Here is a 22,470-nt window from a genome sequence, read left to right as displayed (position 1 = left end):
GTGACGCCCGGCTAGTCGGGGGGCCAGCCGGGCGTCTTTTTCTTTTCGCCTCTCGGGACAAGAGGCGTCTGAGACCACCGTCAAGGGGACGTTGTCTCAGGTCAAATTCAGAAACTTCTCAAAGCGGCGCCGAAGCCCGCCGCCTTCCGCCGAAACCGATAGCGCGCGGCAAGTTGTCACTCGCCGCGCAACGTGTCGCATTGCGCGACACCGGACGGAATCGATCAATACGTTTCGGGATCCGGATCGGTACGCTCCAGTTCGACCGATGCCGCCAGCAGCGCCAGGCGCGCCACCACACCGTACATATAGAAGCGATTGGGCGGTGCGGCACCCGGCTTCGCGTGGACATCCGGCAGTGCCGTATGCTCGAACGCAAGCGGCACAAAGTGCATGCCGGGGGCGTTGAGGTTTTCGTCAGTGCCGCGCCCGGTATGGACACGGTAAAAGCCGCCCACCACATAGCGATCGATCATGTAGACGACCGGCTCCGCGACCGCTTCGTTGATGCGCTCGAACGTGTAGACGCCTTCCTGCACGATGAAGTCGTGCACTTCGAGCCCCTCCTTCACCACGCTCATCTTGGTGCGATCACGGCGATTCAGGTTTTTGAGCTCGGCGGCGTCGTGCACCATCATCACGCCCATGCCATACGTCCCGGCATCGGCCTTGATGACGACGAACGGCTTCTCGGTGATCCCGTACTCGCGATACTTCTTGTTGATCTTCTTCAGCACGGCGTCGACCGTATCGGCAAGCTTCTCCACGCCGACGCCTTCGTCGAAATCGACGCCCTCGCACTTCGCGAAGTACGGATTGAGCATCCATTGATCGACGTCGATCATCTTGGCGAATTTCTTGACGATATCGTCGTAGGCCGAAAAGTGCTGACTCTTGCGACGCACCGCCCAGCCGGCGTGCAGCGGCGGCAGCAGGTATTGCTCGTGCAGATTCTCGAGAATCGGCGGAATACCGGCCGACAAATCGTTATTGAGCAGAATCGAACAGGGATCGAAGTTCTTGAGCCCCAGACGGCGCGGCGTGCGCTCCAGCGGCTCGATCACGACGTGCTGCCCGTCCGGCAACTCGATGGTCGTCGGTTCGGTGATGTCGTCCGACACACTGCCCAGACGCACATTCAGCCCGGCGTGACGCATGATCGTCGACAGCCGCGCAATGTTCTGCAAATAGAACGAGTTCCGCGTATGGCGTTCGGGGATCAGCAGCAGGTTCTTCGCATCGGGGCAAATCTTTTCGATGGCAGCCATCGCGGCTTGCACAGCGAGCGGCAACACTTCCGGTGCCAGATTATTGAAGCCGCCGGGGAAGAGATTGGTGTCGACGGGAGCGAGCTTGAAGCCGGCATTTCGCAGGTCGACCGAACAGTAGAACGGCGGCGTATGTTCCTGCCACTCAAGCCGGAACCAGCGCTCGATGGCGGGCGTCGCATCGAGGATCTTCTTTTCCAGGTCGAGCAAGGGGCCTTTCAGGGCCGTGACGAGATGCGGAACCATGCTTCTCTCATATCCAGATGGAATATCGATTGTAGAGCATACGCTCAGCGCCCCCGCCGTTCGCCATGCCCCGGGAAGGGGCTCCGTGACGCGAGGCCAGCCACGCGGGCACACCGTCGATGAGGCAACGATTTGCGGCGTACGAGCACGCGTCGACAACGTTTATGGGGAGCGCGGCGCGATGCCGCGGTGAGAAGACATGGGGGCAAAACCGAAAATCACAAGCGCGGGGACGATTTCCGGGGCTGCCGAAAAAAACGGGCACCGCCTGGGTGCCCGCGCAATGCCGGGGCCGGCTGTCCGACCGGCTTCCGGCAACTCCTCTCGCGTCGCCCGGGACGGGCCTTCTGGCCGTTGTCGGCGAGTCCTTGCCGACTCGCTGACGTTCCCGGGTTTTCCCCGGACGGAAGCCGGGGCTAAACGGTGCGATGAGACAGATGTATTTGAGGTGAAATCAGCTGCCTGAGTCGTTGCTTCAGTTGTGATAGGCCGATTCGCCGTGCGAGGTGATGTCCAGACCTTCACGCTCTTCGTCTTCCGGCACACGCAGACCCAGCACGATGTCGGCGATCTTGAAGGCGATGAAGGCGACGACCCCCGACCACACGAGCGTGGTCAGCACGCCCTGGAACTGAATCCAGACCTGCCCTGCGATCGAGTAATCCGGTGCCACCTTGTTGGCGACGTAGTCGTAGATCCCCGTGCCGCCGAGCGACGGTGCAGCGAACACGCCCGTCAGAATCGCGCCGAGCATACCGCCCACGCCGTGCACGCCGAACACGTCGAGCGCGTCGTCGGCCTTGAGCAGGCGCTTCAGACCGTTCACACCCCACAGGCAAATGAGACCCGCGAGCAAGCCAAGCACGATGGAGCCCATCGGACCGACGAAGCCCGCTGCCGGCGTGACCGCCACCAGACCGGCCACGGCACCCGACGCGCCACCCAGCATCGACGGCTTGCCCTTACCGATCCATTCACCGGCCGTCCAGGACAGCGTGGCTGCAGCGGTGGCGAGCAAGGTGTTGACGAAGGCAAGTGCGGCACCGCCGTTCGCTTCCAGACCCGAACCGGCGTTAAAGCCGAACCAGCCGAACCAGAGCAGCGACGCGCCGATCATCGTCATCGTGAGCGAGTGCGGCTTGAACGCTTCCTTACCGAAACCAACGCGCTTGCCGACCATGTACGAACCCACAAGCCCTGCGATAGCCGCGTTGATGTGCACCACCGTGCCGCCGGCGTAGTCGAGCGCGCCCTTCTGGAACAGCCAGCCGGCGTGTGCGTTGGCCGCGTCGGCCGCCGCTGCGTCGATGTAGGCATCCGGACCGGCCCAGAACCAGACCATGTGCGCCATCGGCAGGTACGAGAACGTGAACCAGATGACGGTGAACAGCAGCACGGCCGAGAACTTGGCACGTTCTGCGAAAGCACCGACGATCAGCGCGCAGGTGATTGCGGCGAATGCAGCCTGGAACGCCATGTACGCGTACTCCGGCACATTCACGCCCTTACTGAACGTGGCCGCCACCGAGTCCGGCGTCATTCCCTTGAGGAACAAGCGATCGAAGCCGCCGAAGAACGCCCCGCCTTCGGTGAACGCGATGCTGTAGCCGTAGATCGCCCAGAGCACGACCACCAGCGAGAAGATGATGAAACACTGCATCAGCACGGAGAGCATGTTCTTCGAGCGGACCAGACCGCCGTAGAACAGGCCCAGACCGGGCAGCGTCATGAGAATCACGAACGCGGTGCAGGTCAGCAACCAGGCCGTGTCGCCCTTGTTCGGCGGCACGGGTGCAGCCGCAGGAGCGGCGGGCGCTGCGGCTTGCGCAGCAGGTGCAGGTGCGGCCGCTGGCGTTGCGGTCGCCGCTGCGGGAGCGGGTGCTGCGGATTCCGAAGCGGCCGAAGCAGCGGCAGGCGCCGAGGCGTCCTGGGCCAGTGCGGCGCTGGCGCCGAGGCCCACGACACCCGTAAAGGCGGCGGCGAGCAGGAGTTTGGCAAGTAGTTTTTTCATGATTGTTGTCTCTTATGTGGGACCTTTACAGCGCGTCTTCGCCGGTCTCTCCAGTACGGATACGGACCACGTGCTCGACGTTTGACACGAAAATCTTGCCGTCGCCGATCTTGCCGGTACGGGCCGCCTGCTCGATGGCGTCGATCGCCTGATCGAGCAAGGCGTCGCCGATTACCGCCTCGATCTTCACCTTCGGCAGAAAGTCGACGACATACTCTGCGCCCCGATACAGTTCGGTATGGCCCTTCTGGCGGCCGAAGCCTTTGACTTCGGTCACCGTAATCCCCGCCACGCCGATGTTCGAGAGGGCTTCACGCACCTCGTCGAGCTTGAAGGGTTTCACAATTGCGGTAATCAGCTTCATGATGAGTCGCTCCTTAGAATGTCTTCGACAACCCTACGACGACCGTCGCCTTGGAAAGCACTTTGCCGGAATTCGCGGCGGTGTAGTACTTCTCGTCGGCGTTCGTATCCACGTAGGAGATCGACACGCTGAAGTTCTTGCCCAGATCCTTCGACAGGCCGATCTTCCAGTCGGTGTAACTTGCGGCGCTGAAGTTGTGCACCCACTGATGACCCACGTGTCCCACGGCCGAGAGACCCCAGAAGCCGATGTCGTAGGTGCCCGTCAGGTCGAGATAGCCGCTGTTGGTCGTGTCCTGACCATCGGGGCTCGTCAGCCCGAACAGACGGGTCATCGAGTGCGAATACTTCAGCGTTACGGTTTTCCAGCCCACGGCGGCATACAACTCGAACGTATGCGGACGGGCGTAAAACTGGCCGGACGGATAAGTGCCCGGGTAGTAGTACTGCAAACCACCGAAATCGATGGTCCAGTCGGGAATGATTTCCTTCTTCCAACCGCCATAGAAATCCATCTCGATGGGTGCGCTGACGGCGGAATTACCGTCCGAAATCCAGCTGATGTTCGACGCCCACACGCCGGCGTACAGACCGGACTCGTGCGCGATATCGAAACCACCCTGAATCGCCGGACGCTTGGCCGTTTGCGAAATGCCGCGGAAGCGGTAATCCGAGAACAGACCGACGTTGGCGGTAATCGTCAGCGGTTCGGCGGCAGCCGCAGCTGCGTCGGCCGGTGGTGCTGCGGGTGCTGCTGCCGGTGCGGCGCCCTCAGCGGCCGCTTGCGCAAATACGCCGGCAGACGCCGTCATAGCGCCAAGGAACACAAAGCCAGCCATCGCAGTTGACACTTTTCTCATCACTTTCCCCTTAAGTTGACTTTCACGTCTTAGTACAGCGTGCGGCAGGTTCTGAACTGAGTAGAGCAACTCCCGTGCCAGCTCCTTCGACCGCGTATGCTGCGACGCGCAAGATACGGATTTCGGGATAAAAAATTGGCAAAATTCCGGGGGACGTGAGGCACGCAAACGACACGCCAGGAACAACTCAGCGCGGTAAATCGTGTCAAAAGCGCACGCGGCCGGTGCTGGCCGGGCCGCTTGAGTGGCTGGTCGCAAAAAACGGTGTTAGAGTTGCGCCAACATTGAGAGGCCGCGTCGGAATGCACCACGTTGCACCGGCCTGGCTGGCACGACGAAGCACGTTGACGGTGCAAGCACCACATCGGTGCAAAGAAACGACGAGAGGAAGGCTTATGAAACCGAACGAGATCCTGCAAGACATGCAAGCCAAGGTGAGCGAGATGCTCAAGCAATCGCCCGCCAAGGATATCGAGCGCAACGTCAAAAGCCTGCTGGGTCAGGGCTTCACCAAACTCGATCTGGTGACGCGCGAGGAATTCGACGTGCAGGCGCAAGTGCTCGCACGCACGCGCGAAAAGCTCGAAGCGCTGGAAAAGCGCGTGGCCGAGCTCGAAGGTCTGCGCAGCGAAGCGCAAGACTGAAGATCCCAAGGGGCGCGAAAGCGCCCCTTGTTACATGGGCACGCACCCGCTCGTGCGCGTGCCCGGTGGTTTGCGTTCCGCATTTTTCGCGACCCCGAGTCCTGCCCCCCCGACCTCCTAAGGCTCCGCCTTCCGTCAGCCCGCGCCTTCGGCTTCCCTGTCAGCGCCCTTCTTCCGAGTCGCGCCCGATGCACGCGCTCTCATCCCTCATGAATTCGCGAACGCTTATCGGAATAGTCTTAGCTGACTGACGGGCAATTCCGGACACGCATCACACCCCATCCCAAAACACGCCGTCGCCGCGCATTTGCACGGATATGGCATTGCACATTGCCGCGCTCAAGGGCGACCATCGACGACATCGAGGCAACACAACTGGCGTGTTGTCATTGGAAATTGGCACGATCCGTGCCGTCGGAGGAGAGGTCATGTCATTGGCAGTGGTGAGCAGCCGCGCGATCACCGGTATGTCGGCACGTCCGGTGACAGTCGAAGTCCATCTGGCGAACGGCTTGCCGGGATTGTCGCTGGTGGGGCTGCCCGATACCGAAGTGAAGGAAAGTCGCGAGCGGGTGCGCTCGGCGTTGCAGAACAGCCGGTTTGAATTCCCAGCGCGACGCATCACCGTCAATCTGGCCCCGGCCGATCTGCCGAAGGCGTCGGGCTGTTTTGATCTACCGATTGCGCTCGGCATTCTGGCGGCGAGCGGTCAGTTACCGGAGGCCGGGTTGCGCACGCACGAGTTCGCGGGCGAGTTGTCGCTTACCGGCGAGTTGCGCCCTATTCGCGGTGGCCTGGCGATGGCGAGCGCGATGGCATCGGAGCCGTCGACACGCGCGCTCGTGCTTCCCGCCGGGAGCGCACAAGAAGCTGCGCTGGTGGAGGAAGCCACGGTCTATGGCGCACGCGCTTTACTCGACGTCTGCGCCCACCTCGCGGCGCCGGATGTCGCGATACCGCTCCCACGTGCCGTGGTGCAGGGTTCGCCTAACGACAGGGCAGCGGACACAGCGGGGGGCGAACTCGACGTCGCGCGAGTCAGCGCGCCGGGCGCCACGCCCCCGGGCAGCAGCATCGCGGACATGATCGACATCAAAGGGCAGGAGCACGCCAAACGAGCGCTGGAAGTGGCGGCGGCGGGTGGCCATCACCTTTTGCTTTGCGGGCCACCCGGCACGGGCAAATCGATGCTCGCGACGCGGCTCGTCGGCCTGTTGCCGTCGCTCTGCAAATCGCAGGCCGTGGAAGCGGCAACGCTCGCAAGTCTGAGCGCGCAGGGCTTCGATATGCGGCATTGGGGACGCCGGCCCTTTCGTGCGCCGCATCACACGGCATCGGCGGCGGCCCTTGTGGGGGGCGGGAGCACGCCGCGACCGGGGGAAATCAGTCTGGCGCATCGCGGCGTGCTGTTCCTCGACGAACTGCCGGAATTTCAGCGTCGTGTCCTGGAAGTGCTGCGTGAACCACTGGAACTGGGGCATGTCACGATTTCGCGCGCCGGTGGGCATGCGACGTTTCCCGCGGCATTTCAACTGGTGGCGGCAATGAACCCGTGTCCCTGCGGTGACCTGGGGCACCCGTCACGCAACTGCCGATGCACGAGTGACGCGGTAGCGCGTTACCGCAACCGGCTCTCCGGGCCGTTGCTCGACCGCATCGACCTGCACGTGGAAGTGCCTGCACTCAGCGCGGAAACATTCGCCGCTCCAGCCACCGGCGAGCGCACTGAAGTCGTGGCCATGCGAGTACGACATGCGCAGACGCGCCAGCTAAAGCGTCAGGGTCAGTTGAACTGCGGTCTGTCGAATCGTGCGCTGGAAGCGCAATGTCCACTGGGACCGGCGGCGCAGGAGGTGCTGCACCGTGCGGTGACGCAACACCATTGGTCGGCCCGCACCTACCACCGGGTGTTGCGCGTGGCACGCACTGTGGCGGACCTCGCAGAATGCGACGCAATCGATGCGTCTCACATCGCCGAGGCGGTGCAGTATCGAGAAGCGCCGACGTGAATGGGGACGCCGACGTCCGAGCGCATAAACACGTCCTGAAGTACGCCGCTCACTCCAGAGTGAACGAGTCCAGGAACTGATCGACTTGTTCCTTGCCGGGTGCCTTCGTCCCCATGACGACGGCCTGATAGACGTGGTTGCCACGTCCGACGAAACGCGCGGAGACGTAACGTTCGGCTTTGTCGCTCGCCACGCCCTGTGCAGAGACCGCCATGCCCGGGAGCGAGGGCGCATCGCCCGCCTGACGCACCATCACTTGCGAGGGCGACACCTGCCGCTCGTTCACATTGGCGAGCAAGCCGTGTTGCAGTTCGTCGACGACGGTCTGGCGCAGTGTGGCGTCATCGCTGGGCAGCGTGACCACGCCCACCGCGAAGAGTGCAGCGTCGACGCGTGCGGCCTGCATGCGCATCGGCAGCGGCCCGGAGGCGAACTTCACCTCGCGCTCATCTTGCGTCGGCTTGGCGGGATAGGTCACGGCATACGCGCCATCCTTGTCATGGACCTCACGCCAATCGTAGCGAGGGGAGCACGCGGCCATCACGAGGGTCGCGACGGTCGCGGCAAGCAGAGCGCAGACACGGACAACGCGGTTCATAGACGTCAGAGAGGTTGGAGAATGGGAAGCCGCCATTATCCGCTATGCGGTGCGGCAGGGAAAACGGCTCGGCGCGGTTCCCGGTATCATCGGCGGCATGACACACGCCTGCGCCTCCACGTCCCTTGCCTCGTCCGCCCCGACCGCACCGGTTGCTTCACCGCGGGCGATGGGACGCGCCCGGCTGCTGAAATCTCTGATCGCCAGCACTGTGATCACACTGCCGCTCATCGCGCCGGTCGCCGCTTTCGCGTCACCAGGCACGCAAAGCGCTGACGACAGTTTCAACCAGTCTGTGGGACATCCGACGTCCACCGCCTCGACGTTGGTTCTCGCGCAGGCAACCGGCGTCACCTATCCGCATGAGGGTGCAGCGGCGAAACCGCTCGATAACAAGACAGCGGCCAAACAGCAGGCGGCCGTACCGCTGGCGACCGACTTCGCGGCGCACGCGCGTCGCGCGGCCTCGCTCGACGCGCCGCTGATCGTGCTCGTGTCGCTGCGGGACTGCGTCTATTGCGGCCCGATCCGCCAACGAGAGTTGGCGCCGCTCGTGCGCAGCGGCAAGTACGAAGTGCGCGAAATCGGCATGGACAGCACAACGCCCGTGCGCGATTTCGATGGCGCGACGACCACCGGCGTTGCGTGGGCGCGTGCCCATGGCGTCAAGGTGTCGCCGACGGTTTTGTTCCTCGATACCAGCGGACGGCCGGTCGCAGACCCGTTGATCGGCGCAGGTCTGCCGGACTTCTACGGTGCATATCTCGACGACGCCATCGCACGCGGACGCGCCCGTCTGCACCCGGGCAGCGGCACCACGACACGCTGAGATTCAGAGTAGAATCGGTGACAAATCGAGGGCGGATCGACGTCAAAACGGCGGACCTCTGCCCCCCACCGAACTCCTTACCCACACCGCTGTGTCATGAGCGCTACGACCTCCCGCAAGTCTCCTCTCGGCAAGATCCTCGCTGTCGTGGTTATCGCCGCCGTGGCGATTGCCGCGTACTTCACGTTCGCCGGTCAGAAGCGAGCGCCCGAAGCGACATTCACGTTGCTCTCGGGTCAGAAGCTCGGCACCGAACAACTCAAAGGCAAGGTTTATCTGGTCAACTTCTGGGCGACGAGCTGCGTCACGTGCATGAAGGAAATGCCGACGATGGTGAAGACGTACGAGAAGTACAAAGGTCAGGGGCTGGAATTTGTCGCAGTGGCCATGAGCTACGACCCGCCGATGTACGTGATGAACTACGCGCAGTCGCGTCAATTGCCGTTCAAGGTCGCGATGGACTCCGACGGCAGCGTCGCCAAGCAATATGGCAACGTCCAGCTCACGCCGACGACGTTCGTCGTGGATCGTAACGGCAAGGTGCTCAAGCAATATGTCGGCGAACCCGAGTACGCGGAACTGAACAAGCTCATCGAGACCGCGCTCGCAAAACAAGCCTAAATCATCGGCCTGATTGCGGAACACCTCTCGCGCGATTCACTGAAGACAAAAAGCGCCCTTTAGTTATATAGGGCGCTTTTTTGCTTTTCGGCGACACATGCGTCGTTCGCCCTTCATTGCACAAAAGCAGAAGCCCGGGACGAAATAAGCAAGCAACCTCCCAAATTTCACAGCCCATCCGGGGTGGACGCAACGTCTCAAACACTTGTCGGTGCATCTTTTCCCGGCGACGCGGCCCATACGTCGCGCGACCGGTGGCAATTCCCCGAACGCGACGCATGCAAGAATGCATCTCCCCCCAACCCCTGCTTTTAGGACGATGCAAGATGTGCGAGACGAAATCCCTGGTGGCGCAACCTTCGACGCGACGACATTTCCTTCGCGGTTCAAGCGCATTGGCCGCAACAATCGCCGGGCTGACGAGCAGCGTCCCGACGTCCGCGTGGGCTGACAAGACCGTCCCCAAACCGCATAACGTCGTCACGCCGGACGACGCCATCGCCCGACTAAAAGAGGGCAACGCGCGATATGTCGCGGGGCTCATGCGTCGCCATGATTTCGCGTCCGAACGTAAATCGCTCACGCAAGGACAGAACCCCTATGCAGCGCTGCTGAGTTGCGCAGACTCGCGCGTCGCACCGGAGTACGCATTCGATAGCGTGCGCGGCGACCTGTTCACCACGCGTGTCGCGGGAAACATCGTCAGCACCGACGTGACCGGTAGTCTCGAATACGCCGTCGCTGTGCTCAAGGTGCCGCTCATCGTCGTGCTGGGGCACGACAAATGTGGCGCTGTCGATGCGGCACTCAACGCGCACTTCAAAGGGACGACCTACCCCGGCAGCATCCAGTCGATCGTCGAGCAAATGTCTCTGACGGTTCGCAAGGTTGAAAAAGCACCCGACCGGCTGGCGGCAGCCGTCTCGCAAAATGTGTCGGATAACATAAGCGCGCTGCGCGCCGCGTCGGCCATCTTGCGAGACGCGGAGGCGAAAGGTGCGCTGAAGATCGTTGGCGGCGTGTACCGTCTCGGTAGCGGAAAGGTCGACCTGATTTGATCGCCACGCAGCGATACAGGGAGACACTGGGAGACGGAGACTGAAACGCGCCGACAACGACTCAACGCCCGTCGCCCCCCTCGCCGTGTCCGCGCGTATGCAAGCCATAGCGCTTGAGCTTTTCATACAGCGTCGCCTTCGGCACATGTAGTGCCTCAGCCGTCGCGGCCACGTTGCCCTTGCTGTGTTCCAGCGCCTCCTGAAGCACCGCCCGCTCGAACCGCTCCACCTGTTCCTTGAGCGGCAGCGGCGCGAGCGACTCCCCTTCCGGCGCACTCGCCACACCCAGCACGAGACGGTCAGCCGCGTTGCGTAATTCGCGCACGTTGCCCGGCCAGTCCGACTGGAGCAACTCCTGACGCATCCGGTCCGACACCACCGGTGCGGGGCGTCCGTAACGCACGGCCGCATCGAGCATGAAATGTTCGAACAACGGCAGAATGTCTTCACGACGCTCGCGCAGCGGCGGCAGCGCAAGCGTCACCACATTCAAGCGGTAGAAGAGGTCTCGACGGAACGTCCCCTCGCGCACGAGCGCTTCCATGTCACCCTTGGCGGCGGCCACCACGCGGCAGTCCACACGAATCGACTGATTCGATCCGAGACGCTCCAGTACGCCGTCCTGCAAAACGCGCAGCAACTTCACCTGCAATGCTGCGGGCATGCTCTCGATCTCGTCGAGAAACAACGTACCCCCCGACGCATGCTCCAGCTTGCCGACACGACGTTTCGCCGCGCCGGTAAACGCACCGACCTCGTGGCCGAACATCTCGCTCTCGAAGATCGCCTCGGGTAGTGCACCGCAGTTCAACGCGACGAACGGTGCATCGCGGCGACGCGACAACTCATGCAGACTGCGGGCGACCAACTCCTTACCGGTGCCGGTGTCGCCGTTGATGAGCACCGGAGCATCCGTCATGGCGACGTTGGCGATCAGCGTGCGGAGCGTCTCCATCGACGGGCTGCGTCCGATGATGCGCGAGGCGCGTCCGCCCTGCTCCGCCAGTTCACGACGCAGCGCCTGATTCTCCAGCATGAGCTTGCGCGTTTCCAGCGCACGCTTGGCCGACTCGATCAGACGGTCCGGCGCGAAGGGCTTCTCGATGAAGTCATAAGCGCCGTCGCGAATGGCTTGCACCGCCATCGAGATATCGCCATGACCGGTGACGAGAATGACCGGCACTTCCGGGGCGTGCTGACGCAGATGCGCAAGCAATTCGAGCCCGCTCATGCCGATCAGACGAATGTCCGACACGACAATACCGGCAAAGTCCGGCGTGATGCGCTCTCGCGCCGCCTCGGCCGACGCCAGCCCGAAGGCATCGAGCCCGGCGAGTTGCAGGCTTTGCAGCGTGGCACGCCGCACAAGTTCGTCGTCTTCGACAAATAGGATTTGGAGGTTCTTGTACATCATGCGTTTGTCGCGCCGGTGCGTTGCACGCGGCGCAGCGTCACGAGAAATTCAGCCCCACCGCCCGGAACGTTGCGCGCGACCAACTGGCCGCCGTTCTCTTGTGCGATGGATGACGAAATTGCGAGTCCGAGCCCCATGCCCTGACCGCCCTCCTTGGTACTGAAAAACGGCTCGAACAGACGCGGCATATGTGCCTCCGAAATGCCCGGCCCGTTGTCGCGCACATAAATGCGCGCCCACAGGTCGTCCGCGTCCACATCGATCCATATCGACGGCGAGGCTTGCGGGTTAGCCGCCCCCACCACGGCGTCGATGGCGTTACCGACCAGATTGATCAACACCTGTTCGAGACGCAAGCCCTCGCACGCCACCTGCACATCTTCCAGGCCGCGCGCGAAGGTGGTCGTCACCTGAATACCTGCCAGACGTACGCGCAGCAGCATCAGCGTATTGTCCAGCGCTCGCTGCACCGAGGCTTCCATGTCACCACGCCGCGCACGCCCCGCAAAGAGACGCAACTGCCCGGTGATCTTGCCCATGCGGTCGGTAAGCGACGCAATGGCTTCGAGGTTCTCCTGCGCAGCGTCGTACTCCCGGCGCTCGATCAGCACGCGCGTATTGTCCGAGAAACTGCGCAAGGCCGAGAGCGGCTGGTTGAGTTCATGCGTGATGCCTGCGGCCATCTGCCCCAGTGCCACGAGTTTCGATGCCTGCACGAGTTCGCTCTGGGCCTCGCGCAATTCGTGTTCGGTGCGCGAACGCTCCTGAACTTCCGTTTGCAAACGCTCGTTGGCCGATTGCAGATCGGCCGTACGCTCGGCGACACGCTCGCCCAATTCGGCGTAGGCGGACTGCAACAGTTCGCGGCTCTTGAGCATGTCGCGCACACGCTGACGTCGTTGATTCCACGCCACGCCCAGCAAACAAGTGAACGCCGCCAGACACGCCGCAGCTACCGCTGCGATCCGTGCATTGGCGATCACCTGATCGAGCGGCGCGAAATACATGAGCGTCCAGTCAGGCTCACCCAGCTTGCGCTGCACGGCGAGAAATCGCCGGTTCTTGCCCGCGCCTCTGCCGTCGTGCACCGTCACGACTTCGCCGTCGGCGTCGAGCCGTTCGTCCTCGCTCCACGCGAGCGGCGTGACGTTCTGGTTGTAATACTGGCGCGTACTATCGAGCGCCGCCTTCACGGCGGGAGCGAGCGGCGAGAGCGAACGATACTGCCAGCGCGGCTCGGACGACAGAAAGATCACGCCATGGTCGTCGGCCACGACAACCGGCTCGGAGGCGTCCGCCCCCGCACGCTGGAACCACTCCAGGTTCAGCTTCACCACGACGACGCCGTGGATCTGCCCGTCAACGAGAATCGGCTGGGAGACGAAATACCCCGGCTCGCCGGAGGTCGTGCCCACGCCGTAAAAGCGGCCGAATGCGCCCTTGATGGCGTCGATGAAGTACGGACGGAAGCGGTACTCCTGTCCGACAAATGTCGCCTTCTCGCGCCAGTTGCTCGCGGCAAGCGCCAGGCCGTTCGCGTCGATCACGTACGCTGCCGATGCCTTGGCGCGTTGATTGACGTCGAACAGATAATCGTTGGCCCGCTGCACGACGGCCTTGTCTTTCGGATTGAGCAACAGGTCGTGCACGTACGGATGCAACGAGAGCAGATACGGAAGAAATTCGTAGCGGTCGACGGTACTACGCAGGCTGCCAGCGTAACGCTCGACACGCGCGCCGGCGTTTACGCGCAAGTCGGCCACACCCCGCTGCCAACTCAGGGCGTACGTCAACCAGCAAAACAGGACACTCGCCAACAACATGACGACGATCCATGACCAACGGCGCATCGGGGCAGCCCTCTCGAGATCGATGGGGACTTCGTCGCGCCGATTGCCCACTGCGTCCTCGCGGCTCACGCGCGCAGCGGCACCCTGGGGTGCGTGACTGCCGCGGGTGTGGCGGGCGCGGATCGTGTTGTCGTGCGGGGTGGCCATTGGGGCACAGGGTGTTGCGTGAGATGCTCAAAGGACCACCGGGCGGCGAAGCTCAGGCGCTATTGTGCCTGTGCCGCGCCGCCCGGTGGCGAACGTACGGTCGATACAGGTTGGCAGGGACCCGGCGAACCGGTCGGCAGTGTCGCGCAAAACACATCACACGCAGCACCGCCCGCCCCTGCCACCGGCCGTCAGGCCAGCTCCGGACCTTGCTTGCCCGACATGGCGTCGGCCAGCTTCTTGCGGTCCAGTTCCTTTTCCCAGGCCGACACGACGATGGTCGCAACGCCGTTGCCGACGATGTTCGTCAGTGCGCGGCATTCGCTCATGAAGCGGTCGATACCGAGAATCAGCACCATCCCGGCGACCGGAATCGTCGGGATCACGGCCAGCGTTGCGGCCAGCGTGATGAAGCCTGCGCCGGTCACGCCCGAAGCGCCCTTCGACGTCAGCATCGCCACGGCGAGCAGCGTGAGCTGTTGGCCCCAGGTCAGGTCGATGTTCGTCGCCTGTGCGATGAACAGCACGGCCATCGTCATGTAGATGTTCGTACCGTCAAGGTTGAACGAGTAACCGGTCGGGATCACAAGACCCACCACCGACTTCGAGCAGCCAGCCTTTTCCATCTTTTCCATCAGGTGCGGCAGCGCAGCTTCCGACGAGCTCGTACCCAGCACGATCAGCAGTTCTTCCTTGATGTACGCGAGGAAGCGGAAGATCGAGAAACCGGTGAACTTGGCGATCAGACCCAACACGACGATCACGAACAGGAACGACGTCAGGTAGAACGTACCCATGAGCTTGGCGAGCGGCACCAGCGAGGCGATACCGTACTTGCCGATGGTGAAAGCCATAGCACCGAAAGCGCCCAGCGGAGCGACCTTGGTGATGATGTGCACAACGCGGAAGAGCACGCCCGACACGCTGTCGATCCAGCTCGTCACCACGCGGCCACGCTCACCGATCGCGCCAAGCGCTGCGCCGAACAGGATAGCGATCACGAGGATCTGGAGGATTTCACCCTTGGCGAACGCGTCGGTGATCGTGTTCGGGATCAGGTGCAGCAGGAAGTCGGTGAACGTGTCGCCGTGCGCTGCCTTCGCAGCGTAGCCCGCGATCGCCTTCGGATCGAGCGAATTGATATCGACGTTAAAGCCAGCGCCCGGCTTGAGCACGTGCGTGGCGACGAGGCCGATCACAAGTGCGAGCGTCGAGACGACTTCGAAGTAGATCAGCGCCTTGCCGCCAACGCGGCCGACCTTCTTCATGTCTTCCATACCGGCGATACCGGTCACGACCGTACAGAAGATCACCGGACCGATGATCATCTTGATGAGCTTGATGAACGCGTCACCGAGCGGTTTCATCTCGACGGCGAGTTCGGGCCGGAAGTGCCCGAGCAGAATGCCGACGACAATGGCAAACAGCACCTGCACGTACAGGATGCGGTAAAAGGGTTTTTTGGTCTGGGTTTGCATGTTGTTTCCTCTTCAGGCGGCGGGGCAAGCCGCCGCCCTTCTTATTAATCCGCGGTGACGCCGCGAATCTCGCTTTGCGCAAAGCGCATTTGCTCCTCCATCACCATCTGGGCCAGCTCCTTCTTCAATTCATTGAATTCGCTGCCTGCCGTGTCGCGCGGACGGGGTAGTTCGATGACCACGTCTCGCTTGACCGTGCCCGGCCGGTACGTCATGACGACGACCCGATCGGCCAGATAGATCGACTCCTCGATACTGTGTGTGACGAAAATGATCGTCTTCCTGAATTCCTCCCAAATGCGCAGCAATTCGTCCTGCAACGTGCGACGCGTGAGCGCGTCGAGCGCGCCGAACGGCTCGTCCATGAGCATGATCGGGCTGTCGAGCGCGAGCACGCGGGCGATCGCCACGCGCTGACGCATGCCGCCCGAGAGATCGCGCGGATAGCGGTCGCGGAACTCGCGCAGGTTGAGCTTGCCAAGCAGCAGGTTCACGCGCTCGTTGATCTCAGCGCGCTTCATGCCCTTGATTTCGAGACCGAACGCCACGTTCTGCGCCACGGTCATCCACGGGAACAGTGCGTACTCCTGGAACACCATGCCGCGATCCGGGCCCGGCTCGGCGGCGGCGTCGGCACGACCGTCGATGCGAATCGCACCCGAGGTCGGTTGCACGAAGCCGGCGAGTGCGTTGAGCAGCGTCGACTTGCCACACCCCGACGGGCCGAGCAGGCAGACGAACTCGCCCGCGTTGATGTTCAGGTCGATGTCCTTGAGCGCGTCGACGACGCCGCCGGGAATCGGGAACTGTTTGTTGACGTGATCGATTTGAATCAGCATGTTGTTCATCGCCTCACTTGGTTTCCAGACCACGATGCCACTTGAGCAGGTGGTTGTTGAGACGATCCATGCCGAGGTCGATCACCAGACCGAGCAGACCGATGGTCAGCATCCCGGCAATGATCTTGTCCGACCACATGTACTCGCGCGCTTCCAGAATGCGATAGCCCAGGCCGTTGTTCACGGCGATCATCTCGGCCACGATCACAACGATGAACGCCGTGCCGATACCGATACGCACGCCCGACAGAATGTACGGCGTAGCCGCGGGCAGAATCACGCGACGAAAGATCGTGAGCTGACCCGCGCCGAGATTGCGCGCGGCGCGCAGATAGATGCCGTCGACGTGACGCACGCCGGCAATCGTGTTCATCAACACCGGGAAGAACGCACCCAGCGCGATCAGGAAGAACGCGGGGGGATTGCCCAGACCGAACCAGAGAATGGCCAGTGGAATGTACGCGATCGGGGGAATCGGACGCACCACTTGCACCAAGGGATTGAACAGGCCGTAGACGCGCGTGCTCGTGCCCATGAGCAGACCGAGCGGCAGCGCGATGCCTGCGCCCACGATGAAGCCCATGATCACGCGGTAAAGGCTATGCGTGGCGTCCATGAGCAGTTCGCTCGATTCGAGCCACGCGCCGAAGCCTTCGGCCATCGCCACGGTCGGTTTGAGGTATTGCCACCACTTGGTCACAACCGCGAGCGGCGACGGGAGAATGATCGGGTTGATCCAGCCCAGGCCGGTGACGATCTGCCAGATCACCACGACCGCGACCGGAATCAGCACGCCGCGCAGCATACGCGCGGCGCGTGAAGCACCCGAATGGGGGAGCACTGCGGACATCCGTTCGCCTCGCCTTACTTGATGTTCAGCTTGGTTTTCGCCTTGGCGAGGAGGTCGAGCTTGACCCAGTCTCCCGCCTGCGGCACCGGATCCTGCAACTTGCCCACGCCGTACTTCTTCATCAGGTCGGTCGTGAGTTGCACGTGCGAGAGGCTCAGGTCGTAGCTATACGGCGAGTTGCCGATGGCGTCCGTGAAGTCCTGCTCCGTGATCTGGTTCTTGAACATGTCCTCGCGAACGTACTTCTCGGCCGCCTTCGGGTTCTTGATGAAGTAATCGGTCGCTTCGACGAACGCGTACATCAGACGTTGGGCAACGTCCGGCTTTTCCTTATAGAGCTTCTCGGTGATCACGAGCGCACGCACCGGTTCGCCGATGGGCGTGTCGTACGGCTTGAGCATTTCCACGCCGAAGCCCTTGTTGATGGCTTGCGAGGCTTGCGGCTCCGACTGGCACATCGCGTCGATGCTGCCAGCGGCCAGTGCCTGATTCAGATCGGCGAAGGCCATGAACATGATCTGCACGTCTTTGCCCGGCTGATCCGACCACGTCAGACCGGCCTTCGCGAGTTCTGCGTACAGAATCATTTCCTGAGCACCGCCACGGGCCACGCCCACCTTCTTGCCCTTGAGATCGGCCACCTTGGTGACCGGCAGTCCCTTCTTCGCTACGAGACGCACGCCGCCCTTGGCGAAACCCGCCACCGCGTAGATCGGTGCGCCCTGAGCGCGACCTGCGATAGCAGCGTCAAGCGCACTTGCCGACACGTCGATCTGACCGGCCACGATGGCCGGCATGATGTCCACGCCCTTGGCGAACATCCGTTCCTCGATCTTCAGGCCGTACTTCGGTCCAATCACTTTCATGTACGACACAGCGCCGTAGTGGGCGAACTTCAGGTTCCCCAGACGCACCAGATCGTCGGCAAAAGCGTGTAGCGAAGCTGCACACAGCGCAGCGGCGGCAAGGCATTGCTTGAACATAAGGTCTCCTCTCTTTATTAGAACGGCTTGCTCTGGATTTCCGGATTTCCAACGGGAATTCGGAAACGACGGCAGCACGCGCGGTAGAAAGCAATACTTATGCCAACACTACAAGTGATTGATTTTATTGGGGGAAGTTGTGGAAAACCCGATGCTCACTTATATGGAAATCCGGAAAGCAAGCACGGATTGTTTCTGGATTTCCAGAAAATTCGGCGAAATTGGGAGATTTCACGCGATAAGGCCGAGTGAACCTGAAGTTCGATGCGTCACAACGGACCGTTGAGATAAACAAAACCTCCCTTGAAAGCAGGCGCCTGTGGCGGCAGAGCCTTCGCCGGGAGGTCCGGACTTGCCCCGGGGGTCGGGCAACCGTCGCCGGTCACCCCTTCCCGCCGGTCGCGCTCAGCGCACTTAGGCGGAAAGCGCTTCCGGGACCGGCGTCTGATAGCCCAGTGCGGCCGAGATCTCTGCGGCACAGGCCGACAGACGCGACGAGATATCGGGCAGCAACGCACGCGTCATGCGTGACGACGGGCCCGAGGCCGACAGCGAGGCGATCACTTCACCCGACGCGTCGCGCACTGGCACGGCAACCGAGACGGCTTCCGGCGCAAGTTCGCCAAAGCTCACCGCGCAATCCTGACGACGCACGTTCAGCAGTTCGGCCGCCAGTTCGTCGCGCTCGATCAGCGTGCCCGCCGTGAAGCGCTTGCGGGGACGACCCAACACTTGCGCGCGGACGTCGTCCGACGCGAAAGCCAGCAGCACACGGCCCGACGCGCCCACGTACAACGGGCGACGGTTGCCGACCACGCCATGCACGCGCAGTTCGTGCGTCGATTCCACGCGGGCAACACACAGCGACTCGAGACCATCGCGCACGCGCAACTGGATGTTCTCGTTGAGCGCACGGTTGAGCGCCTGCAGGTGACGATGGGCGACCTTCACGAGGTTGACCTGTTCATGGCCTGCCACGCCGAGCACCAATGCCTGCGCACCCAGCACGTAGGTCACGGGACTGCCCTCGCGAACCACCCAGCGGTGCTGTTCGAGCGTCGCCAGCAGACGAAACGCCCGCGACTTGTTCAGGCCGGCGCGCTGCGCCAGTTCCGTAACACCGAGGCCGGGACACTCCCCGACCAGCGACAGCAGCGAAAGCGCCGTGTCGACCGAAGCGACTGTGTAGTCCATCTCAAACTTCCTCGCTATGTTGTTCGGCATAGGCGGCAAGCGCCGCCGCAAATTGGCCAAGTTGCGATTGCAGCGTCGAAAAGCCGTCATGCTTTTCGCCGTTAGATTCATTCAGATAAAGCGCCTGATTCAGTTCGATCTGCACGCTGTGACGCCGCTCGGCGGGGCGTCCGAAATGACGCACGAGATCGCCTCCCCGATACGGCACGTTGTAGGCCGTACGAAATCCGAGACGCGTGAATTCAGCCATCACCCAGCGTGAAAACGCGGGGTCTGCGGTGGTGCCGTCCCCGTCGCTCACCAGTACGTCCGGGCGCGCCATACCGGCATCGGGATCGAGTGCCCCGCCGCGCGAACGCATCGAATGACAGTCCAGATGCCAGACCACGCCGTGACGCTGCCACGCCGAATCGAGTGCATCGCGCAACGCGTGGCGGTACGGCAGGTAGTAATCGTGAATCCGTCGCTCGACTTCCGCCACCGTCAGGCGGCGGTCGTAGAGCGGTACGTTTGGGGCAGCAAAGCGGTGCAGCAGTCCGACGCCACGCTCGCTATACCCTTGCGGACGCGCATCGTGTGGCCACAGGCTCGCCAGCAATTCGGGGTCGATGTCGTGCTCGGCGCGATTCGGGTCGATGTAGGCGCGCGGGAAAAGCGCCGCGACGAGCGTCGCGCCGTGACGCGTCGCGACGGACCAGAGTTCGTCGACGTAGGCGTCGCCACAAGCGAGGATCGCGGCTGTCGGGGCAATCGTGTCGAAGTCCGGCGGTAACACATGACCACTGTGAGGCGCGTCGATCACCAGAGGCAAGTGCCCCCCGTGGCGCATTGCGCCACCTTGCGGTGCCTCAACGAAAAATCGGCCCTCAGTGACCTGACGGGACATGCTGCCTCCTGGCGTGCATCCGGAACATCCGCTCGCCCAATAACCATGACGTGCGCAGTGTTTTGCCAAGCAAAACAAAGTTTCAATATTCTGGAACAACGCACCCGGCGCCACAAGGTGACGGTTGTTACAACATATTTCGAGGGAGATAAAGCAGGCGCATGGGGGTAACGCTGGCCGTTCGGCGACGATCATTGCAAATGACGGCGCGTATCGTAGGCATTCGGCCGCGTTAGTCGGCATCCGGGGGATGCCTGTGGCGCGTATCGGCTACTAAACCAGGAGCGACTTGTGACGTCCCGTAATCGAGTGTGGGCGTCTGGCTAACGCTTGGAGGGGGTCATAGACGGGTTCATTGCCCGTTCAACACGCAAGCGCATGGGGGGTACGGACGAAAAAAACGGACCGTCTGTCGACGATCCGCTTTCGTGATGCTTCCGTCCGGACGAGTGGTCCGAAGGATTCTGCTCAGATGGCGTCGGCCACGCCTGCTTCGTGCGCCTGCACGTCGGCGTGATAGCTCGAGCGCACCATCGCACCTACGGCCGCATGAGTGAAGCCCATCTTGTACGCTTCTTCCTCGAACATCTTGAACGTGTCGGGCGTCACGTAACGGCGCACCGGCAGGTGGTGCTCCGACGGTTGCAGGTACTGACCGATCGTGAGCATGTCGACGTTGTGCGCGCGCATGTCGCGCATCACCTGAAGAATTTCTTCGTCCGTCTCGCCCAGACCGACCATCAGGCCCGACTTCGTCGAGACGTCCGGATGCTGCGCCTTGAACTCCTTGAGGAGCGTGAGCGAGTGCTGGTAGTCCGAGCCGGGGCGCGCTTCCTTATACAGACGCGGCACCGTTTCGAGGTTGTGGTTCATCACGTCGGGCGGTGCGGCATTGAGAATGCCCAGCGCGCGGTCGAGACGCGCGCGGAAGTCCGGCGTCAGGATTTCGATGCGGGTCGACGGCGACAGCTCGCGCACGTGGCGGATGCAATCGACGAAGTGCTGAGCACCGCCGTCGCGCAGATCGTCGCGGTCCACGCTGGTGATCACGACGTACTTCAGACGCATTGCGGCGATGGTCTTCGCAAGGTTCAGCGGCTCGTCGACGTCCAGGGGGTCGGGGCGACCGTGGCCGACGTCGCAGAACGGGCAGCGGCGCGTGCACTTGTCGCCCATGATCATGAACGTGGCCGTGCCCTTGCCGAAGCACTCACCGATGTTCGGGCAGCTCGCCTCTTCACAGACCGTATGCAGATTATGCTCGCGCAGAATCTGCTTGATCTCGTAGAAACGGGAGGTGTGAGTGGCCGCCTTCACGCGAATCCAGTCCGGCTTCTTCAGGCGCTCGATCGGCACGATCTTGATCGGAATGCGCGCCGTCTTGGCTTGCGACTTCTGCTTCGCGGTGGCGTCGTAATCGCCGTCGATCGTGCGAACTTCTTTGTTCGTGCTGTCGTTCTGAGTCACGGTGGTCATGATGGGGGCTTTCCAGGCGTCCAATCAGGCGGCGGCGTCTGCGCTGGCGGCCGAATTCGTATCGGCCTGCGGCGCGGCAACTGTCGTCGCGGGGTGCTGTTCGAGGTGATGACCGAGTTGCTGCGCCAGTCGCGCGGCCACTTCGTCCCAGCGGGGAGCCACGCCTAGCGTGGCCATGTCTACGGTTTGCAAACCGGCGTAACCGCACGGATTGATCCAGTCGAACGGACGCAGATCCATCGCGACGTTCAGCGAAACGCCGTGATAACTGCAGCCATTGCGGATTTTCAACCCGAGCGCAGCGATTTTCGCGCCGGCATGCGCCACAGTGCCGTCGCCCGGGCTCACATAGATACCCGGCGCGCCGGCATGGCGCTCAACGTCGAGATTATACGCTCCAAGGGTGTCGATCACGGCCTGCTCGATGAGACGCACCATTTCACGTACGCCGAGCTTGCGGCGTCGAAGGTCCACCAGCAGATAGATCACCACCTGACCGGGGCCGTGATACGTGATCTGGCCGCCTCGGTCGACTTTGACGAGCGGAATACCGGTGTTGGCAACGAGCAGGTGAGCGGGATCGCCGGCGAGTCCGAGCGTGTAGACGGGCGGATGCTGGACGATCCAGAGCTGGTCGGGGCCGTGCGAGCCACGCGCGTCGGTGTACGCGCGCATGGCGTCGAACGAGGTGGCGTAGTCTTCGATGCCGCGCCAGCAAACTTCGATCGGGGAGGTCATGGACGCAATTTTAGCGAAACCACGCCAGTCTTGCTCGAAGCCACGCCCGCAAGGCGCTGCGCCCGGTGTTGCCCGGCCGCAACGGACAACGCCGAGAGATCCGGAAGC

The 22,470-nt window shown here is 62.5% G+C and carries 20 protein-coding genes; 5 read left to right on the top strand and 15 right to left on the bottom strand.

What is annotated here, in order from left to right; genetic code table 11:
* Positions 1-224 precede the first annotated feature (224 nt).
* The 4 genes from gshA to NA29_RS02380 form a co-directional block, all read right to left on the bottom strand.
* Positions 225-1,514, bottom strand: coding sequence for a glutamate--cysteine ligase (gene gshA, locus NA29_RS02395; RefSeq protein WP_039395348.1), 1,290 nt, complete (start codon positions 1,512-1,514; stop codon positions 225-227).
* A 475-nt stretch (positions 1,515-1,989) separates the two neighbouring features.
* Complete coding sequence (gene amt / locus NA29_RS02390) at positions 1,990-3,525, bottom strand: ammonium transporter (protein ID WP_039395345.1); 1,536 nt, start codon at positions 3,523-3,525, stop codon at positions 1,990-1,992.
* A 25-nt stretch (positions 3,526-3,550) separates the two neighbouring features.
* Positions 3,551-3,889, bottom strand: a complete 339-nt coding sequence (locus NA29_RS02385; protein WP_010804740.1) for a P-II family nitrogen regulator — start codon at positions 3,887-3,889, stop codon at positions 3,551-3,553.
* 13 nt (positions 3,890-3,902) lie between these two features.
* Positions 3,903-4,748 (bottom strand): TorF family putative porin, encoded by an 846-nt coding sequence (locus NA29_RS02380; RefSeq protein WP_039395342.1) that lies wholly within the window; start codon positions 4,746-4,748, stop codon positions 3,903-3,905.
* A gap of 395 nt (positions 4,749-5,143) precedes the next feature.
* Between NA29_RS02380 and NA29_RS02375 the strand changes: the two genes are divergently transcribed.
* Entirely contained in the window at positions 5,144-5,392 is a 249-nt protein-coding gene (locus tag NA29_RS02375; RefSeq protein ID WP_039395339.1) for an accessory factor UbiK family protein, read from the top strand.
* Between the two features lie 428 nt (positions 5,393-5,820).
* Positions 5,821-7,401, top strand: a complete 1,581-nt coding sequence (locus NA29_RS02370) for a YifB family Mg chelatase-like AAA ATPase (RefSeq protein ID WP_039402102.1) — start codon at positions 5,821-5,823, stop codon at positions 7,399-7,401.
* Positions 7,402-7,450: 49 nt separating this feature from the next.
* On the opposite strand, the gene NA29_RS02365 is transcribed toward NA29_RS02370, so the two are convergent.
* A complete protein-coding gene (locus NA29_RS02365; protein WP_052252454.1) occupies positions 7,451-7,999 on the bottom strand; it encodes a hypothetical protein in 549 nt (182 codons plus the stop codon).
* Positions 8,000-8,096: 97 nt separating this feature from the next.
* On the opposite strand from NA29_RS02365, the gene NA29_RS26195 reads away from it, so the two are divergent.
* The 3 genes from NA29_RS26195 to NA29_RS02350 all read left to right on the top strand — a co-directional run bounded on the left by NA29_RS26195 (position 8,097) and on the right by NA29_RS02350 (position 10,507).
* The gene (locus NA29_RS26195) at positions 8,097-8,828 is read left to right on the top strand and encodes a thioredoxin domain-containing protein (protein ID WP_224786737.1); all 732 of its coding nucleotides are present in this window, start codon (positions 8,097-8,099) and stop codon (positions 8,826-8,828) included.
* A 96-nt stretch (positions 8,829-8,924) separates the two neighbouring features.
* A complete protein-coding gene (locus tag NA29_RS02355; RefSeq protein ID WP_039395336.1) occupies positions 8,925-9,449 on the top strand; it encodes a TlpA disulfide reductase family protein in 525 nt (174 codons plus the stop codon).
* A 395-nt stretch (positions 9,450-9,844) separates the two neighbouring features.
* Positions 9,845-10,507, top strand: coding sequence for a carbonic anhydrase (locus tag NA29_RS02350; RefSeq protein WP_224786738.1), 663 nt, complete (start codon positions 9,845-9,847; stop codon positions 10,505-10,507).
* Between the two features lie 61 nt (positions 10,508-10,568).
* Here NA29_RS02350 and NA29_RS02345 read toward each other — a convergent pair whose 3' ends face one another.
* The 10 genes from NA29_RS02345 to lipB all read right to left on the bottom strand — a co-directional run bounded on the left by NA29_RS02345 (position 10,569) and on the right by lipB (position 22,362).
* A complete protein-coding gene (locus tag NA29_RS02345; protein ID WP_039402096.1) occupies positions 10,569-11,918 on the bottom strand; it encodes a sigma-54-dependent transcriptional regulator in 1,350 nt (449 codons plus the stop codon).
* A complete protein-coding gene (locus NA29_RS02340; protein WP_039395330.1) occupies positions 11,918-13,918 on the bottom strand; it encodes a sensor histidine kinase in 2,001 nt (666 codons plus the stop codon). Before NA29_RS02340 ends, NA29_RS02345 begins: the two co-directional genes overlap by 1 nt.
* A 191-nt stretch (positions 13,919-14,109) precedes the next feature.
* On the bottom strand, positions 14,110-15,396 hold the full coding sequence (locus tag NA29_RS02335; RefSeq protein WP_039395327.1) for a dicarboxylate/amino acid:cation symporter: 1,287 nt from the start codon (positions 15,394-15,396) through the stop codon (positions 14,110-14,112).
* Between the two features lie 44 nt (positions 15,397-15,440).
* Positions 15,441-16,235 carry an ABC transporter ATP-binding protein gene (locus NA29_RS02330; protein ID WP_095178512.1) on the bottom strand — a complete coding sequence of 265 codons (795 nt, stop codon included), beginning with the start codon at positions 16,233-16,235 and terminating at the stop codon, positions 15,441-15,443.
* A gap of 13 nt (positions 16,236-16,248) precedes the next feature.
* Complete coding sequence (locus tag NA29_RS02325; protein WP_052252453.1) at positions 16,249-17,085, bottom strand: ABC transporter permease; 837 nt, start codon at positions 17,083-17,085, stop codon at positions 16,249-16,251.
* A 14-nt stretch (positions 17,086-17,099) separates the two neighbouring features.
* Positions 17,100-18,068, bottom strand: coding sequence for an ABC transporter substrate-binding protein (locus NA29_RS02320; protein WP_039395321.1), 969 nt, complete (start codon positions 18,066-18,068; stop codon positions 17,100-17,102).
* Positions 18,069-18,482: 414 nt separating this feature from the next.
* Complete coding sequence (locus tag NA29_RS02315) at positions 18,483-19,262, bottom strand: IclR family transcriptional regulator (protein ID WP_039395317.1); 780 nt, start codon at positions 19,260-19,262, stop codon at positions 18,483-18,485.
* Position 19,263: 1 nt separating this feature from the next.
* A complete protein-coding gene (locus NA29_RS02310) occupies positions 19,264-20,148 on the bottom strand; it encodes an N-formylglutamate amidohydrolase (protein ID WP_039395314.1) in 885 nt (294 codons plus the stop codon).
* Between the two features lie 468 nt (positions 20,149-20,616).
* Positions 20,617-21,624: a lipoyl synthase gene (lipA, locus tag NA29_RS02305; RefSeq protein ID WP_039402093.1), complete on the bottom strand. Its 1,008-nt coding sequence runs from the start codon at positions 21,622-21,624 to the stop codon at positions 20,617-20,619.
* 24 nt (positions 21,625-21,648) lie between these two features.
* A complete protein-coding gene (lipB, locus tag NA29_RS02300) occupies positions 21,649-22,362 on the bottom strand; it encodes a lipoyl(octanoyl) transferase LipB (protein ID WP_039395311.1) in 714 nt (237 codons plus the stop codon).
* Positions 22,363-22,470 lie beyond the last annotated feature (108 nt).

The sequence above is a fragment of the Pandoraea sputorum genome, assembly GCF_000814845.2.
Lineage (GTDB): Bacteria > Pseudomonadota > Gammaproteobacteria > Burkholderiales > Burkholderiaceae > Pandoraea > Pandoraea sputorum.
The sequence above is the reverse complement of the archived record's forward strand: the minus strand, read 5'-3'. Positions and strand labels throughout refer to the sequence as shown.

Bases quoted from the DNA above. Each gene is read 5' to 3' on its own strand.
- gshA (WP_039395348.1), bottom strand. From the start codon at position 1,514: ATGGTTCCGCATCTCGTCACGGCCCTGAAAGGCCCCTTGCTCGACCTG.
- amt (WP_039395345.1), bottom strand. From the start codon at position 3,525: ATGAAAAAACTACTTGCCAAACTCCTGCTCGCCGCCGCCTTTACGGGT.
- NA29_RS02385 (WP_010804740.1), bottom strand. From the start codon at position 3,889: ATGAAGCTGATTACCGCAATTGTGAAACCCTTCAAGCTCGACGAGGTG.
- NA29_RS02380 (WP_039395342.1), bottom strand. From the start codon at position 4,748: ATGAGAAAAGTGTCAACTGCGATGGCTGGCTTTGTGTTCCTTGGCGCT.
- NA29_RS02375 (WP_039395339.1), top strand. From the start codon at position 5,144: ATGAAACCGAACGAGATCCTGCAAGACATGCAAGCCAAGGTGAGCGAG.
- NA29_RS02370 (WP_039402102.1), top strand. From the start codon at position 5,821: ATGTCATTGGCAGTGGTGAGCAGCCGCGCGATCACCGGTATGTCGGCA.
- NA29_RS02365 (WP_052252454.1), bottom strand. From the start codon at position 7,999: ATGAACCGCGTTGTCCGTGTCTGCGCTCTGCTTGCCGCGACCGTCGCG.
- NA29_RS26195 (WP_224786737.1), top strand. From the start codon at position 8,097: ATGACACACGCCTGCGCCTCCACGTCCCTTGCCTCGTCCGCCCCGACC.
- NA29_RS02355 (WP_039395336.1), top strand. From the start codon at position 8,925: ATGAGCGCTACGACCTCCCGCAAGTCTCCTCTCGGCAAGATCCTCGCT.
- NA29_RS02345 (WP_039402096.1), bottom strand. From the start codon at position 11,918: ATGTACAAGAACCTCCAAATCCTATTTGTCGAAGACGACGAACTTGTG.
- NA29_RS02340 (WP_039395330.1), bottom strand. From the start codon at position 13,918: ATGGCCACCCCGCACGACAACACGATCCGCGCCCGCCACACCCGCGGC.
- NA29_RS02335 (WP_039395327.1), bottom strand. From the start codon at position 15,396: ATGCAAACCCAGACCAAAAAACCCTTTTACCGCATCCTGTACGTGCAG.
- NA29_RS02330 (WP_095178512.1), bottom strand. From the start codon at position 16,235: ATGCTGATTCAAATCGATCACGTCAACAAACAGTTCCCGATTCCCGGC.
- NA29_RS02325 (WP_052252453.1), bottom strand. From the start codon at position 17,085: ATGTCCGCAGTGCTCCCCCATTCGGGTGCTTCACGCGCCGCGCGTATG.
- NA29_RS02320 (WP_039395321.1), bottom strand. From the start codon at position 18,068: ATGTTCAAGCAATGCCTTGCCGCCGCTGCGCTGTGTGCAGCTTCGCTA.
- NA29_RS02315 (WP_039395317.1), bottom strand. From the start codon at position 19,262: ATGGACTACACAGTCGCTTCGGTCGACACGGCGCTTTCGCTGCTGTCG.
- NA29_RS02310 (WP_039395314.1), bottom strand. From the start codon at position 20,148: ATGTCCCGTCAGGTCACTGAGGGCCGATTTTTCGTTGAGGCACCGCAA.
- lipA (WP_039402093.1), bottom strand. From the start codon at position 21,624: ATGACCACCGTGACTCAGAACGACAGCACGAACAAAGAAGTTCGCACG.
- lipB (WP_039395311.1), bottom strand. From the start codon at position 22,362: ATGACCTCCCCGATCGAAGTTTGCTGGCGCGGCATCGAAGACTACGCC.